The sequence below is a fragment of the Legionella saoudiensis genome (assembly GCF_001465875.1).
In the GTDB taxonomy this organism is placed as follows: Bacteria; Pseudomonadota; Gammaproteobacteria; order Legionellales; family Legionellaceae; genus Legionella; species Legionella saoudiensis.
In genome coordinates this window covers 1534990-1549920 of sequence record NZ_LN901324.1, presented here as the reverse complement: position 1 = coordinate 1549920, position 14931 = coordinate 1534990, and the positions used below count along the sequence as shown (strand labels likewise).

Here is a 14931-nt window from a genome sequence, read left to right as displayed (position 1 = left end):
ATCCCGAACGAAGAAAAGGATTTACTGAATGGGGCCAGACAACCTTATTTGATATCATGTTACATTCATAAATTCTTTGTCGTATTTCCTTAGGAAGACGTGCCATTAGCACGATTTAGAATATCGCAAGGCGTTAGGCCGTGCAATTACCTATGCTCGTTAAATTCGTTAAGGGCTTGAAGAAAATCACTCCCATAATGAGCCAATTTATGTTGCCCCACTCCAGGAACGGCAAGTAGTTGTTCGGTATTTTGGGGTTTTGCTTCTGCCATGGCTTGTAAGGTCGCATCGCTGAAAATCATAAATGGTGGTTTATTTTCTTCATCAGCAAGTTTTCGTCTTAATGCACGTAACACTTCAAATAAAGGACTATTGCTGGATGGAAATGGCAGGCGCTCTTTCTTTTTCTTTTTAGTGTTTTGCAGATCATTATTAGGAATCGTTAAGGAAATTTTCTCTTCGCCTTTAAGCAAGGGAATAGCTTTTTGCGTTAAGCGCAGTACGTTGAAATGCCCAATGTCCTGGAAACAATAATCTTTATGAATAAGTTGCCATGCAAGTTGTTTCCAATAATGGGCGGATTTATCCTTGCCAATACCAAAGGTACTTAATTGCTCATGGCCTAATTGTTTGATTTTTTCTGAGCTGCTACCACGTAAAACCTCAATGGTATAAGTTAGCCCATAATTTTGACGCAGCCGGTAGATACAGGATAAAAACTTTTGTGCATCTTCTGTTGCGTCGGCGGTTATGGGAGGACTATCACAAACGTCACAGTATTTGCATTCCTTATCCCAAGGTTCATCAAAATAACGTAAGAGAATTTGTCGGCGACAATGAGAGGCTTCAGCAAAGGCAAGCATGTGACTTAGTTTATTATTTTCTACGCGACGTTGTTCTTCACCGGGAGTGTTCATGATCCAAGAGCGTAAGCGGGCGCTGTCTGCCGCATCATAGAGAAGTAATGCTTTGGCTGGTAAACCATCACGTCCTGCTCGTCCTGTCTCTTGATAATAACCTTCAATGTTTTTAGGTAAATCATGGTGAATAACAAAGCGTACATTCGGTTTGTCAATGCCCATACCAAAAGCAATGGTAGCAACGACTATATCAATGCGGTCATAGCGGAATAAATTTTGTACGTCTTTACGTTCTTTATGTGACAGCCCAGCGTGATAGGCACGTGCTTTAAAACCTAAGTCTTGCAACTTTTCAGCGACACTTTCCACACTATTTCGGGTACCGCAATAAATAATTCCTGATTGCTGTTCCACCGATTCTAAAAACTGGCTTAACTGTTTAATGACGTTAGTTTTGGGAACTACCTTGTAATGAATATTTGGGCGGTTAAACGAGGCGATGTATTTTTTCGGCGTGTAATTTAATTTAACTACAATGTCATGGCGTGTTTGCTTATCCGCTGTTGCGGTTAAAGCAATTACGGGGGTTTCTGGAAAATGACTTTTTAACAAGCCTAAAGAGGCGTATTCAGGGCGAAAATCATGCCCCCATTGGGAAATACAATGGGCTTCATCAATGGCAAATAAGGAAATATGGCATTCTTGCAAACGTTCAATAAACGCAGGGCTAATAATCCGTTCGGGGGCGATATACAATAAATCGAGTTCATCATTATGTAATTGTGCTAAAACTTGCTTCGCTTCTTCACTGCTTAGCGATGAATTATAATAGGCGGCGCGAATACCTTGTAATTTAAGGGCGGTAACTTGATCTTCCATTAACGAAATAAGAGGGGATACCACAATACCGACACCAGGTCGGACCAAAGATGGAATTTGATAACACAGCGATTTTCCGCCACCAGTAGGCATTAAGACGAGTACATCATGTCCCGCAATTACATCATTAATAATATCTTCTTGCGGTGTTCTGAAGGAATCAAAACCAAAGTATTCTTTGAGCACTGCCAGTGCATCTTTATTGACGGTCTTGGTTGGCGCTAATGTTTCCATATACTATTCTTGTTTTTCAATGGCCCTTTAAGCCTGCAATCATATCATCATGGCTTGGAAATAAAAGCATTATCTTTGATGTAAAAACGCAATAATTTTTCTGCCCATTCCTTGGCGTAGTGCACCCCGATTCGCGGTTTTTCCACAATAGTGAAGGGCTCTTGGTGTTCGGGGCAGGCGATATAAAAATTTTCACTTGTTAGATCATGTGCATTAAGTTTTTTATCAATACCCATGGCTTTAGAGAGCAAGCCTGGACCCTGGGTTCGTTCGTAAATATTTTGTATGGGCTCTAACGCGCGTAAAAGCACTCCTGAACCAATACCCTCAGTTTCCGTAACTACATTAGTGCAATAATACATCCCATAAATAAGGTAGATGTAGGCATGCCCTGCAGTACCATAAAGTACTTTTGTTCTCGGTGTGAGGCCTTTAGAGGAATGCGCAGCCAGATCGTGTTGGCCTATATAAGCTTCAACTTCAACAATTTTTCCTATGCGCTCTTCATGAACTAGATATTTACCTAAAAGCTCTTTGGCAACGGTGACGGTGTCACGCTCATAAAAAACACGAGGTAGTTTGTTCATGTGTAGGTCCTGACGTAGATATTTTAGTAATGCATTTCAAGAGTTCGTTAAATTAACAATTCTGTTACTATAGATATTTTTGGAGTATAACTCTTTTCTGGTTATAAAAAATTGGAAATAATATAGCGTTTCTATACCTCAGGTATATAAATCTAAAACAGTTAAGCGATTGCCAGGAATATTTACTGACTATTTGGTAGTTAACTGTTTTTAGATAAGAACTTAATTTAACAAAATTTCTAAGGATGGTTTATGGATTTTAATTTCACAGAGGAACATCTCGAAATTCAAGAGATGGCTGCAGATTTTGCTCGTGACAAGTTGGCCCCTATGGCAGAGCATTGGGATGAGCACAGCGAATTTCCCATTGAAATTTTACGTGAAGCCGCCGCATTAGGAATGGCGGGAATGATGGCTCGTGAAGATATTGGCGGCTCTCAATTAACTCGTCTCGACTCCGCTTTATTATTTGAGCAATTGGCAACCGGTTGCATTAGCACTAGCGCTTATCTTTCTATTCATAACATGGTTACCACGCTAGTCGATCGCTACGCTGACAAAGAGCTAAGGGCCAAGTGGGGGCCTAAGTTAACCGCTATGGAAGTCCTCTCCAGTTATTGTTTAACTGAACCTGAATCAGGTTCGGATGCTGCCTCTTTAAAAACAAAAGCGATCAAGGATGGTGAGCATTATGTACTCAACGGTTCAAAATCTTTTATTTCAGGCGGTTCGGTAAGCGACGTGTATTTATGTATGGTACGTACGGGTGACGAAAGCCATCATGGAATTACTTGTTTACTAGTCGAAAAAGGTACCCCAGGTTTAAGCTTTGGTAAGTTAGAAAAAAAAATGGGCTGGCATAGCCAACCTACCTCAATGGTCTTTTTTGAAAATTGCCGTGTTCCCGTAAGTAATCGCGTAGGCGATGAGGGGATGGGATTTAAAATTGCGTTAAGTGCGTTAAATGGTGGTCGTATTAATATTGCATCTTGCTCTTTAGGAGGGGCACTTGCTTGTTTGCGTTTATCCCAGCAATATATGGATGAGCGTAAACAATTTGGTAAAAAATTAAATGAAATGCAAGCTTTGCGTTTTTATTTTGCAGATATGCTCACTGATTATGAAGCAGCTCGTTTAATGGTTTATCGTGCTGCCGCAGCGATGGATAAGGAGGACCCAAAAGCACCAATGTATTGTGCTATGGCAAAACGTATGGCTACTGATGTTGCTTTTAATATTAGTGATAAAGCGATGCAATTGCATGGGGGTTATGGTTATCTACGTGATTATCAGATCGAGCGGATTTTTAGAGACTTAAGAGTTCATCAAATTCTTGAAGGAACGAATGAAATTATGCGCGAAATTATTGCGAAGGTAAGTTTGGATGACGGCTTTGTTTTGCGTTAATCAATAGATTAAAACAGGAGTGATACAATGAATGTAGTTGAACAAGAGTTAGATAGTCACGGAATTTTACTGTTAACATTAAACAGACCCGACAAACTGAATGCCTTAAGTACTGAGGTACTGGATGAATTAGCACAGATCTTTCACGCAGCTAAAGCAAACCCTAAAGTTAAAGCGCTGATGATTACTGGTAATGGTAAAGCATTTTGCGCCGGAGCAGATATCAATCGTTTGGCAGAATGCACTGCCCAAACAGGTTATGAATTTGCTTGCCATGGACAAGAAGTATTTCGTTTATTAGAAACTATGGGCAAGCCCTCTTTAGCTGCGGTTAACGGTTTTGCTTTTGGTGGGGGGTGTGAATTAGCGATTTCTGCAACCTTAAGAATTGCATCAACCATGGCACAATTTGGTCAGCCGGAAGTAAAATTAGGCGTTATCCCAGGGTATGGCGGCACTCAACGTTTAGCGCGTTTAATTGGTAAAGGACGTGCTTTAGATTTATGTCTGACTGGTCGCTTTATTAAAGCAGAAACTGCATTACATTGGGGATTGGTAAGCGAGGTGGTTGAACCGGAAGCCTTAATTGAGCAAGGTAAAAAATTATTACAGGGTGTTTTAAGCATGGCTCCACTTGCCATTGCCGGGGTAATGGAAGTGATTGATCATGGTTATGATTTATCACTGACAGAGGCCTTACATTTAGAAGCGATTCATTTTGCCAAAGCATGTGCCTCTGAAGATAAGCAAGAAGGGGTTTCTGCATTCCTTAGTAAACGGCCTGCCCAATTTAAAGGAAGATAATCATGACTGAAGACGTGCTTTTTACACAGGAAGGTCAGTTAGGATTAATTACATTAAATCGCCCAAGTGCTTTGAATGCGCTTACTTTAACCATGATTTTAGCCATGCAACGGCAATTAAGCTTATGGAAAGAGGATGAGCACATTCGTGCTGTGATAGTACAAGCAGCACCGGGGAATGCTTTTTGTGCTGGTGGAGACATCCGTGCACTGTATTTTTCTGGCCGCTTAAATGATTCAGAGCAAATGCAGTTTTTCTGGCACGAGTATCGTTTAAATCACTTTATTCACCATTTTGGTAAACCCTATATTTCTTTAATTGATGGCATGGTGATGGGCGGTGGGGTTGGTATTTCATTGCATGGAAGTCATCCTGTAGCCTGCGATCGCTTTGTTTTTGCAATGCCTGAAACCAGCATTGGCTTTTTTCCAGATATTGGCGCCAGTTATTTATTAACGCGCTGCCCTGGTCATTTAGGTACATACTTGGGATTAACCGGTAATCGATTAGGCCCTCAGGATGCGTTAAAAGCAGGTTTAGTAAAGAATATTATAGCTTCCGAACATATTCCTGCATTAATTAAGACATTACAACAAGCTGATTTATCAGCAGATGCATTTAAAGGTGTTGACCAATGCTTGCATGAATATGCTGTTTTAATATCCGATTCTGAGCCCAGTCAGATAAAGCCTGCAATCAATGTCTGTTTCGCTCATCCCAGTGTGGAAATGATTAAATCCTCATTACAAGATCAGGAGGGGGTATGGCCTGTGAGTATTGAGAATGCCTTATCACAAAAATCACCATTAAGCCTTAAAGTCACTTTAGAGCAATTGCATCGCGCTAAGGGATTAACTTTGGCGGAATGTTTGCAAATGGATTACACCTTAGTGAGCCATTTCATGCATGGCAAAGATTTTTATGAAGGCGTGCGCGCTTTATTGATCGATAAAGACAAGAAACCGCATTGGAATCCAGAAAGCTTGGATATGGTTACTGATAGTATGGTGGCTAATTATTTTGAGCGTCGACATGCGGGATTGGAGTGGGTAAGTTAAAACCATGTCCTGAACAGACTATGTAGGCTGGGCTGTCAAAGCCCAGCATCAGAGCTAGCTCGCATCCTGTTTGCTGGGCTTTTCAGCCCAGCCTACCAAGATCTCAATCTAATTACTTTAACCAATCACTAAGAATATTCACAATCTTTTGCGCCTGATCCGCGCTAGAAATATTAAATTTAGACTTCTGCCAATATTGATTATTACGCTTTTGATAACGGCGAATGGAATATTTTACGGGTCCAAAATCGTTTTTGCTATTATCCCAATCCTGATATTTAAATATAATAGTGGTCCAGGCTCCCTTGCTTAATACCTGCTTATCCAGCTCTTTAGTTACTTCTGTACCGTTTTCGCTAAAGGCAATGGTAATATCATCAACTGTTTCCGTCATTCAAGTGGTACCTTATGTTATTTAATTGATGGATTGTAATTTGCCATTAACAAAAGTCAAGGTTACTGTAGGTTGATATTGACCAGGTTGATAAATCCATACTTTAGGTTTTTCAGCAGTAGGCACTACTTCATTAATATAGGTATTATTCGTTAATGAAGGGCTACCGCAGGAATAATAAACTTTTTCTACCGGATCCCCAATCTGGATGCTATTACCACCACAAATAGAAACGGAATTACTATCAGAACTGTTTAATTTAATACTTCGTACTTTTTGATCAGCGATATCTACTTCCAGCTGAGCCCCACCATTACCTGTGGGAATGTTCCATACACCATAGAATGCAGTATCGGCACCTTTATTATTATAAATAAGTTGTTGAACAGGTACTTTTCTTAAAACAGGTTGATTCGAATCTTGTTGACTGATGGGTTGACCACAGGCTGCTATTACCTCGTCAGGAGTCATGCCCACATTAATGTAAGCATGATTCTGTGGACAATATAATTGGTCATCAGCAAATAGACTAAAAGGTAAAATAACTAAAGCTAAACCTGTATAATGCGACCATTTCATAATTTCATCCTTGTAGCCCTTGTCTACAAATAAGTATAGTTCGTTTTATAGTATTCTCCAGGGAAGGTTCGCATTAATGAATAACGTAATAACTTTCAAAATCATAAGCATAACAAAGGGGGAAAAATCAAAACCGGAAATATCAGGAATAATTTTACGTCCGATTTTCAGCAAGGGATCGGTTAAGGTACGTAAAAAAGACTCAATGGGGCCATTCCATGCAGGATTAACAAAACTCATAATTACCCGGATCAAAATGGCGAAGAAAAGAAGATCACACGGTTGCATGATTAAATCAGCAAGAACATAGAGGATAAAATAGCCTAGGGGCATCAGACCATGAAATGCGATCATGCTGAGGATAAAAATCTTCACTATTTCAACCAGCACAAGCACGACAATGGCTGCGCTATCATATTTTTGCCCAGGTTTAGGACTTAATTTCAGTAAGCGTTGTACTGGGATTACTAGAGGATCCGTGATGGTATGGATCAATTGGCTTAGAGGGTTAATTGCACTGATGCGAAAGTAACGAAGCGCCATCCGTAACCAGATACTAAAAATAAGTACTGAGAAAGCTAAAGAAACAACAAATAATCCTACAGCGGTTAAACCTGACATATTTACCCCTAATCCTTACTTTTGTTGATATACGCCAGCTAGTATATACCTAAATAGAGAAATCCAGAAAGCAAGCCCATTGAAAGAACGTACAAGAGAGTACAAGTTAATAAAAGGTATGTCTGAGAAGTTTACGACGAAGTCTCTCTGTATGCGGCACATGCTAGCTCCTTGCCGTATTCAAAAGATCCCTCACTACGTTCGGGATGACGAATTCGTTATTGTTTGAGCTATTTGCCACGCTCACCAAAAATAGCTCGACCAATACGCACAATAGTGGCTCCTGCTTTAATTGCCGGAACCAAATCATCACTCATTCCCATGGATAAAGTATCCATATTTAAGCCTAATTGTATGTTCAAGGATTTTAAGAGCAAAGTCATTTGCATAAAGAGCTCATATTGTTTTTGTGGATTATGTTCCGGAGGAGGAATGGTCATTAAGCCCCTAAGTTTGAGATGCGGCAATTGGCTCACTGCTAAAGCTAATTCAATTACGTCTTCTGGACTAATACCTGATTTAGTTTCTTCCGGGACTAAGTTAACCTGCAAGCACACATTTAATGGAGGTAAATTGGACGGACGATGTTCATTTAGTATTTGGGCTATTTTTAGCCTATTTATGCTATGAACCCAATTAAAATCACGCGCAATGTTTTTGGCTTTATTACTTTGGATAGGCCCAATAAAATGCCAACATATGGGCAATTCTTTTAAGGCATTAATCTTTTCATGGGCTTCCTGAAAATAGTTTTCGCCAAAGTTTTTTACGCCAAGCTCGAATAATTGGGCAATTGATTTTGCACTTTGTTGTTTACTGACGGCAAGCAGCAATACCTCATTTTCATTCCGGCCACTTTCTAACGCTGCCTGCTTAATGAGTTGTTGTATTTGATTTAAGTTAGATTGAAGTTTCATGTGCACGCACTGTCTTTAAAACGATAACAATAGCAAAAGACAGGGCGTTTGCCGAGTAGATCCTTCTATGTTAATCTGCTGACCGTACCAGCACTCGCAGTAAATTGGACACATTAAATTATGGATATTATCGAATTATTGACGTTCGCGGTTAACAATCAGGCTTCAGATTTACATTTGTCTTCGGGTCTAGAACCCCGAATCCGTGTTGATGGCGAATTACGTACAGTTAATTTACCCGTTTTAGAGCATGGCGAATTATTGGCCATAATTCATGAGTGCCTGAACGTGCAACAAAAAGAAGAGCTAACAAGGCGTTTGGAGCTTGATTTTTCTTTTGCAATTACAGCACTTGGTCGTTTCCGCGTTAATGTGTTCCATCATCTACGTGGTATCGGCGCGGTTTTTCGGCTCATTCCCGCAGTTATTCCTAGTTTTAGTGATTTAAATTTGCCGCCAATTTTCAGGGAACTCATTACTTACTCTAATGGTTTGATTTTAATAACGGGACCAACGGGTTCAGGAAAAAGTACGACTTTAGCAGCGATTATTGATTGCATTAACGCCTCACGCCATGGCCATATCCTAACAATTGAAGATCCAATTGAGTTTGTACATCCAAGTAACAAATGCATAGTAAATCAACGTGAAGTGCATACTAATACCCATAGTTTTCAGGCAGCACTACGCTCTGCTTTACGCGAAGATCCTGATGTACTTCTGGTGGGAGAGCTACGCGATGTAGAGACGATACGTTTGGCTATGAGTGCTGCAGAAACAGGGCATTTGGTATTAGCAACCTTACATACAAACTCTGCGATTCATGCAGTCAATCGTATTATTGATGTTTTTCCTGTAGAGGAAAAAACAATGGCACGCTCTGTCTTAGCAGAATCATTAAGAGCGGTTATTGCACAGCGTTTGGTAAGACGAAAGCAGGGAAGTGGACGTATCGCAGCTTTAGAAATTATGATTTGCACTGGCGCGATACGTAATTTAATTCGCGAAGATAAAGTGGCGCAGATGTTTTCTTTTTTGCAAACGGGGAAGGCGCTAGGAATGCAGACTTTAGATCAGCATTTGTTGGAATTGGTGAGAAGTGATGTTATATCAAGGGATGTTGCTGGTGATATTGCAGTAGATAAGAGTTTGTTTAGTTTATCTTAAGAGGGTTGAAACCGCCCGGAAGTATCATCATTATTATGGCACTTTGCCAAATTTATAGATAGATTGCCTCCAGGCGGAGATGATAATCAAAATCTCGGCCCTTGCCTGCCAACTATAAGCAGTTAAGCCTTTTTCTGTAACTCAATCAGTTGAGGAATACCAATTTCAGCCAAAGCAAGCATACTGTTCAACTCATCACGATTGAAATTTTTATCTTCCGCTGTTCCTTGCACTTCAATAAAATGTCCTGCCTCAGTCATCACCACATTCATGTCCGTTTCAGCAAGCACATCTTCAGCATAATCTAAATCGAGAACTGGTTGGCCTCTATAAATACCCACAGAAACTGCAGCAATATAATTAAACGTAGGCATTCTACGAATTTTTTCGCGTTCAACCATCCAAGTAACCGCATCTCTCATGGCAACACAAGCCCCTGTAATGGCTGCAGTGCGTGTTCCGCCGTCTGCTTGGATAACATCACAATCCAAAGTAATGGTATTTTCGCCCAAGAATTTTAAATCCACACAAGCTCTTAAGGAGCGACCAATAAGGCGCTGGATTTCCATAGTACGACCACCTTGTTTCCCTTTTGCAGCCTCACGCTCTGTACGACTATGAGTAGCACGAGGAAGCATGCCGTATTCTGCAGTTACCCAGCCTTGGTTTTTACCCTTAATGAAACGAGGTACACCATCAATCACTGAGGCAGTACATAGAACCTTAGTATCTCCAAACTCAACAAGCACCGAACCTTCTGCATGTTTTGTAAAGTTGCGGGTTAATTTTATAGGACGAAGTTGATTGGCTTCACGATTACTGGGACGCATGGGATAATCCTCGCAAAAAAGAACAATTATACTCCTTAACGCGTCGAGTTGCACTCATCATATAGTGATCTAGTTAAATCCCCTTATCGGGCCTCATAGATTCATCTACAGAATCCTCAGCTATTTTCATTCGTTTTCCTACCTTTGGAACATTGGATGCAAATAATGATTTCCTTTTTAAAGGGGAATCATTCAAGGGGCGGAGGGCTGATGCTAAGCTTTTAAATTCAAGGTGTATATTATTTAATAACGCTACATATTGTGGTTCTTGGCTTTGTGTCGCAAGAAACTGCATTCCCTTAGTATATCGATTATCTAATTCACCTAATCGGGAAAAATACTGTGGTGAGGTAAGCAAGCTTATGTATTCATTAGTAAATTCTTTTAACCCGTAAGCTGCATTCACTGCCTGCGGTGTTTGAGATGTTTCACAATATTTTTCCAAGGCTACAACGGATTGATATAATGAATTAATTCTACTCGCATGTTTTAATAACGTTACAATGGGTTCATTTCCCTCAACGTAGGCTATTTCCTGAGGTGTGATGAGAATCTCGTCATTTACCACAAGTTTTTGTTTTACTAAGGTATTAAAGCGTTGATTAGATAATGCACTCGTCGGGTTAAATTTTTTGAGAGGGTAGGCAATAGATTGGCTCGCATCAGCCCCAAATTTTATTAACTCAGCTACGGCCTCTACATTTCCGCGACTAACGGCGAGTATAAGCGGGGTACACATTTTACGATCCCGAGCATTAAGATCCGCCTGGTGTTGGGCAAGGCAAGTAATAACTTTAGTATATTTATCCGCTATAGCATAATGCAGAGGAGTCCTGCCGCTCTCTTCATCCACTACATCGAGATTAGCATTATGTTTTGCAAGTACGTTGATAACAGCATCATGCCCTTGTAAAGTAGCAATCATAACCGGAGTCATCCCATTTTTATCTGTAAACTCTACGTTTGCTCCATTCTTTGCTGCTTCATCAACAATTTTTGCCTCACCTCGCATTGAGGCTAGAAAGCACAAGTTCACTTGTTCTTCACGTTGAGCTATGTTATTCGTTACCGGATGGGTTGCGCTTAGTTTGGAAAGTCCTTCTGTTAATGAATTTATGAAGAGATCATTTTTTACTGTAATTACTTTAGAGGTAAAGGCAATATAAGGGCTCTGATGTTGTTTGAGACTGTCCACAATTTTTTTGGCAATTTTTTGAGTTTCATTTTTTGGCAAAGATTCGGGTGGATATTCATTAATATCCATAAATCTCCATCCTTTGCCTGTAGTGTAGGTTAGTGCAATTGAATGGAGATAACTGGATAAAAGAATACCTACTTTTTTTCCAGGAAGAAGACAATGATTTTCTAATGCAACTCCTAAATGATCTAAATACTGGGCGATTTCGAGCTCGTTGTATATTAAGGACTGGGAATAAACACTAGTAAGTCCACCTAAGCGTTTTATTGCCTCAGATGAGCCCAGCATGGAGGCTTTATCAATGTCATCTTGAAGAACAGGATGGATTGTATTAAACAAGCTTTGTTGCTCAAATGGGGCTTGAAAGATATGTAAATGATCCATAAAAGCTTGGATTTCTAGCAAAAACTTATCTTCTTTAGTTAAGTTTTTTCCACGTTTTGCTTTAACGGCCTCAAGAGCCGCTTTTAAATGTTGGCCATAAGCTACAATTTTGAGAAGACGTTTATGAAATAAAGGTTCTTCATCCAAAAATGAAGCCTCTAACCACCGGAGAGCAGCTCCATGGCAACATCCTCCATCATCAAGAGAATAACCTAAGGATACATAGGCATTAATAATTGCATCATGGGTATTCATGTGTGGTAATAAATAATCAATGTGTGCGAAGTATATAATGCGATATTATTTTATTCAATTGCTAATGAGACAAATTGAATTTTTAATGACCTTTTTGTGGAGTTCTCTATCCTTCTCCTTATTTAGTTTTAACCAATAGGTGCTCTAAAAATTTATCAAAGGAATTCGATATAAAGGTGCTCTCTTGATTAAGCTCATTCCATAAATATACGTTGGTTTGCCCATTTTCCCATTTTAGAAAATAAATTGAATGAGTATCATGCTCTGCGAAGGGTAGGGTTTCGGGGCCTAAGAGGTCTTTATATCTATTAATGGCAAACCAGATATTTAAGGTATTCCTTTTATCTTTACCGACTACATAAAAATGATTCATCTGATATGGTGTGAGCGAAGCACCATTATAGTTTCTAAAGATTTCTTTCAGTGTAAATGGAAGGGGATGGTCAAAATGATTTTCTAATTCAATAAGTTGTGCTTTATTAGCTGGAGGCACAGCCTGTTCTAATTTCAATTCATTTAGGTTAAAAGATAATTCATTCATGGTTTTATTATCCAAGTTTATTGGACTGCTATTGTGCATAAAAATGGAAAACAATCAATTCTACTATCATTATACTGCCGCTTGCAGCTTTGGTGCCGCGCTGTTCAAGGCTACAGTTTTTATCGTTGATCAGTTCTGTCCAATTTTCTGAAATTGCGGTATAGTCGCGCGACGTATCTTCAATGGTATTTTTATGATTCAAAGTATGACGGCCTTTGCTCGGGCACAAAAACAGCTCAATGCCGGGACTCTGTGTTGGGAGATTCGCTCCGTAAATCATCGGTATTTAGATGTTTCATTTCGTTTGCCAGAGCCATTTCGTTTTATTGAACCACACTTACGTAATGCGCTGCGTGATAAAATAAGTCGTGGTAAATTAGAATGCCAGCTTAAATATCAAGATGTTGGTTCTGATAGTCAGTCTATGCTAGTAAATACGGCAATGGTGAATGCTTTGGTGGATTTAAGCCATCAATTATCAGCTACACATCATTTAGCAAATGATTTTGGAGTAAGCCGGATTCTTGCATGGCCCGGAGTAGTGCAGGTAAGTGCTCCTGATGTGGAAGAATTGGGTCAGCAAGCAATTTCTTTATTCGCAGAAGCTATTGAACAACTTAAGCAAGTGCGGGCTACTGAAGGCCAGGCATTGCAATCGCATGTGCTTAGTCGTTTGCACGATTTAAATAAAGAAGTACTGCGCTCCTGCGATCTGGTGGCGAATCAAGCGGAGCAAGTTAAAGATAAATTATTTTCACGTTTGCAGGCTGTACAGATTGAAGTGCCTGAAAATCGGGTAGAACAGGAAATTGCGTTAATTCTTACTCGCTTGGATGTAAGTGAAGAATTAGATCGGTTACAAACTCATATTAAGGAAGTGAGTCGGACTATAAATTGCGATAAAATAGCTGGAAGACGCCTTGATTTCTTAATGCAAGAGCTGAATCGAGAAGCAAATACCTTAAGTTCTAAGTCAGATTCTGTGGAGTTAACTCAGAGCGCTGTGGAAATGAAAGTACTAATTGAACAAATGCGAGAGCAAATTCAAAATATTGAGTGAGTGATATCGTGGGTAATTATTCGGGTAATTTATTTATTGTTGCTGCGCCTTCAGGAGGAGGCAAAACGAGTTTAGTGAGAAAGTTGGTAGCGACTCTTGAGCAGATTGAAGTCTCTACTTCTCATACTACTCGTGCAATGCGGCCAGGAGAAGCTCATGGAGTAGATTATTTTTTTGTCGAAGAAGATCAATTTACTACTATGATTAATGAAGGTGCATTTATTGAGCATGCGCAGGTTTTTAACCATTTATATGGCACTTCCAAAGCACAAATTTGTGAACGCCTAGAACGTGGCATTGATGTGGTTTTAGATATCGATTGGCAAGGTGCGGCGCAAATTAAAAAAAATTTTCCTGACGCGGTAAGTATTTTTATTATTCCGCCCTCCATTGAGGCTTTAAAGGAGCGTTTAACCAATAGAGGCCAAGATAATGAGGAAATCATTCGTGGGCGCATGAAAAAAGCCCAAGATGAGCTTAGCCATTATTCTGAGTTTGATTATTTAATTATTAATGATACCTTTGAACATGCAGCGGCCGATTTATGTACTATTGTGCTCGCTAATCGTCTGCGTATCGAGCGGCAAATAAATAAACAAGCAAAATTACTTTCATTCCTGATGTCATCGCAGTAAAATAAGAAGTTTTGGTTACCGGAGGATGCAATTATGGCACGAGTTACAGTTGAAGATTGTTTAGAGCATGTAGCAAACCGATTTGAATTGGTTATGGTGGCTACAAAACGTGCACGACAAATTGCTGTGCGTGGTGATCAACCCATGGTAGAGTGGGAAAATGATAAACCAACAGTTGTTGCTTTGCGTGAAATTGCTGAAGGTCTTGTTACCGCAGATATTTTAGATAAAGAATAAAAATTTTGTAGCCCGTATTAGCGCAGTGTAATACGGGAAAATTTGTTGCTACAGCGTTTTATTATTAGTACTTTGCTAATATGGGTAATCGCCACAATTTATTATTTTTAAATTACTACAGTCATTGCGAGTGCAGCAATCCAGAGTTCAGATCACGGAATCCCTGGGTTGCTGCGCTGCGCTCGCAATGACGAAACTTACCTACAGTGTGAATTTACACTACGGATTACGTGTTTTTAAGCATTTAAATGGTCTATTGTGCAGGTGCACCATTTTTTATGGTT

General features: G+C 39.8%; 17 protein-coding genes. 7 read left to right on the top strand and 10 right to left on the bottom strand.

What is annotated here, in order from left to right; genetic code table 11:
- Positions 1–146 precede the first annotated feature (146 nt).
- Both recQ and BN3124_RS15680 read right to left on the bottom strand, forming a co-directional pair.
- Positions 147–1973 carry a DNA helicase RecQ gene (recQ, locus tag BN3124_RS15685; protein ID WP_058535700.1) on the bottom strand — a complete coding sequence of 609 codons (1827 nt, stop codon included), beginning with the start codon at positions 1971–1973 and terminating at the stop codon, positions 147–149.
- Between the two features lie 47 nt (positions 1974–2020).
- Complete coding sequence (locus tag BN3124_RS15680; protein WP_058535699.1) at positions 2021–2560, bottom strand: DNA-3-methyladenine glycosylase; 540 nt, start codon at positions 2558–2560, stop codon at positions 2021–2023.
- Positions 2561–2812: 252 nt separating this feature from the next.
- Here BN3124_RS15680 and BN3124_RS15675 point away from each other — a divergent pair, with 252 nt between their 5' ends.
- The 3 genes from BN3124_RS15675 to BN3124_RS15665 are packed head-to-tail and all read left to right on the top strand — an operon-like array spanning position 2813 to position 5829.
- Complete coding sequence (locus tag BN3124_RS15675; protein WP_058535698.1) at positions 2813–3967, top strand: acyl-CoA dehydrogenase family protein; 1155 nt, start codon at positions 2813–2815, stop codon at positions 3965–3967.
- A gap of 27 nt (positions 3968–3994) precedes the next feature.
- The gene (locus tag BN3124_RS15670; protein WP_058535697.1) at positions 3995–4771 is read left to right on the top strand and encodes an enoyl-CoA hydratase/isomerase family protein; all 777 of its coding nucleotides are present in this window, start codon (positions 3995–3997) and stop codon (positions 4769–4771) included.
- 2 nt (positions 4772–4773) lie between these two features.
- Positions 4774–5829, top strand: coding sequence for an enoyl-CoA hydratase/isomerase family protein (locus BN3124_RS15665; protein WP_058535696.1), 1056 nt, complete (start codon positions 4774–4776; stop codon positions 5827–5829).
- A gap of 112 nt (positions 5830–5941) precedes the next feature.
- On the opposite strand, the gene BN3124_RS15660 is transcribed toward BN3124_RS15665, so the two are convergent.
- The 4 genes from BN3124_RS15660 to BN3124_RS15645 form a co-directional block, all read right to left on the bottom strand.
- Positions 5942–6223 (bottom strand): hypothetical protein, encoded by a 282-nt coding sequence (locus tag BN3124_RS15660; RefSeq protein WP_058535695.1) that lies wholly within the window; start codon positions 6221–6223, stop codon positions 5942–5944.
- 21 nt (positions 6224–6244) lie between these two features.
- Positions 6245–6802, bottom strand: coding sequence for a DUF2845 domain-containing protein (locus BN3124_RS15655; protein ID WP_058535694.1), 558 nt, complete (start codon positions 6800–6802; stop codon positions 6245–6247).
- 45 nt (positions 6803–6847) lie between these two features.
- Positions 6848–7423 (bottom strand): YggT family protein, encoded by a 576-nt coding sequence (locus tag BN3124_RS15650; RefSeq protein WP_058535693.1) that lies wholly within the window; start codon positions 7421–7423, stop codon positions 6848–6850.
- A 230-nt stretch (positions 7424–7653) separates the two neighbouring features.
- Positions 7654–8340, bottom strand: a complete 687-nt coding sequence (locus tag BN3124_RS15645) for a YggS family pyridoxal phosphate-dependent enzyme (RefSeq protein WP_058535692.1) — start codon at positions 8338–8340, stop codon at positions 7654–7656.
- Between the two features lie 120 nt (positions 8341–8460).
- Here BN3124_RS15645 and BN3124_RS15640 point away from each other — a divergent pair, with 120 nt between their 5' ends.
- Positions 8461–9507, top strand: a complete 1047-nt coding sequence (locus tag BN3124_RS15640; protein WP_058535691.1) for a type IV pilus twitching motility protein PilT — start codon at positions 8461–8463, stop codon at positions 9505–9507.
- A gap of 122 nt (positions 9508–9629) precedes the next feature.
- Here BN3124_RS15640 and rph read toward each other — a convergent pair whose 3' ends face one another.
- The 4 genes from rph to BN3124_RS17110 form a co-directional block, all read right to left on the bottom strand.
- Complete coding sequence (gene rph / locus BN3124_RS15635; RefSeq protein ID WP_058535690.1) at positions 9630–10337, bottom strand: ribonuclease PH; 708 nt, start codon at positions 10335–10337, stop codon at positions 9630–9632.
- Positions 10338–10410: 73 nt separating this feature from the next.
- Positions 10411–12174 carry an ankyrin repeat domain-containing protein gene (locus tag BN3124_RS15630; RefSeq protein WP_058535689.1) on the bottom strand — a complete coding sequence of 588 codons (1764 nt, stop codon included), beginning with the start codon at positions 12172–12174 and terminating at the stop codon, positions 10411–10413.
- Between the two features lie 118 nt (positions 12175–12292).
- Positions 12293–12715 carry an SMI1/KNR4 family protein gene (locus BN3124_RS15625; RefSeq protein ID WP_058535688.1) on the bottom strand — a complete coding sequence of 141 codons (423 nt, stop codon included), beginning with the start codon at positions 12713–12715 and terminating at the stop codon, positions 12293–12295.
- Between the two features lie 28 nt (positions 12716–12743).
- Complete coding sequence (locus BN3124_RS17110; RefSeq protein ID WP_155522669.1) at positions 12744–12917, bottom strand: hypothetical protein; 174 nt, start codon at positions 12915–12917, stop codon at positions 12744–12746.
- Between BN3124_RS17110 and BN3124_RS15620 the strand changes: the two genes are divergently transcribed.
- Genes BN3124_RS15620 through rpoZ form a run of 3 tightly spaced genes read left to right on the top strand, consistent with a single transcriptional unit; the run spans position 12909 to position 14647 of the window.
- A complete protein-coding gene (locus BN3124_RS15620) occupies positions 12909–13775 on the top strand; it encodes a YicC/YloC family endoribonuclease (protein WP_058535687.1) in 867 nt (288 codons plus the stop codon). The genes BN3124_RS17110 and BN3124_RS15620 overlap by 9 nt on opposite strands.
- A 5-nt stretch (positions 13776–13780) precedes the next feature.
- Positions 13781–14410: a guanylate kinase gene (gmk, locus tag BN3124_RS15615; RefSeq protein WP_196398945.1), complete on the top strand. Its 630-nt coding sequence runs from the start codon at positions 13781–13783 to the stop codon at positions 14408–14410.
- 33 nt (positions 14411–14443) lie between these two features.
- Positions 14444–14647, top strand: coding sequence for a DNA-directed RNA polymerase subunit omega (gene rpoZ / locus BN3124_RS15610; RefSeq protein ID WP_058535685.1), 204 nt, complete (start codon positions 14444–14446; stop codon positions 14645–14647).
- Positions 14648–14931: the final 284 nt, after the last annotated feature.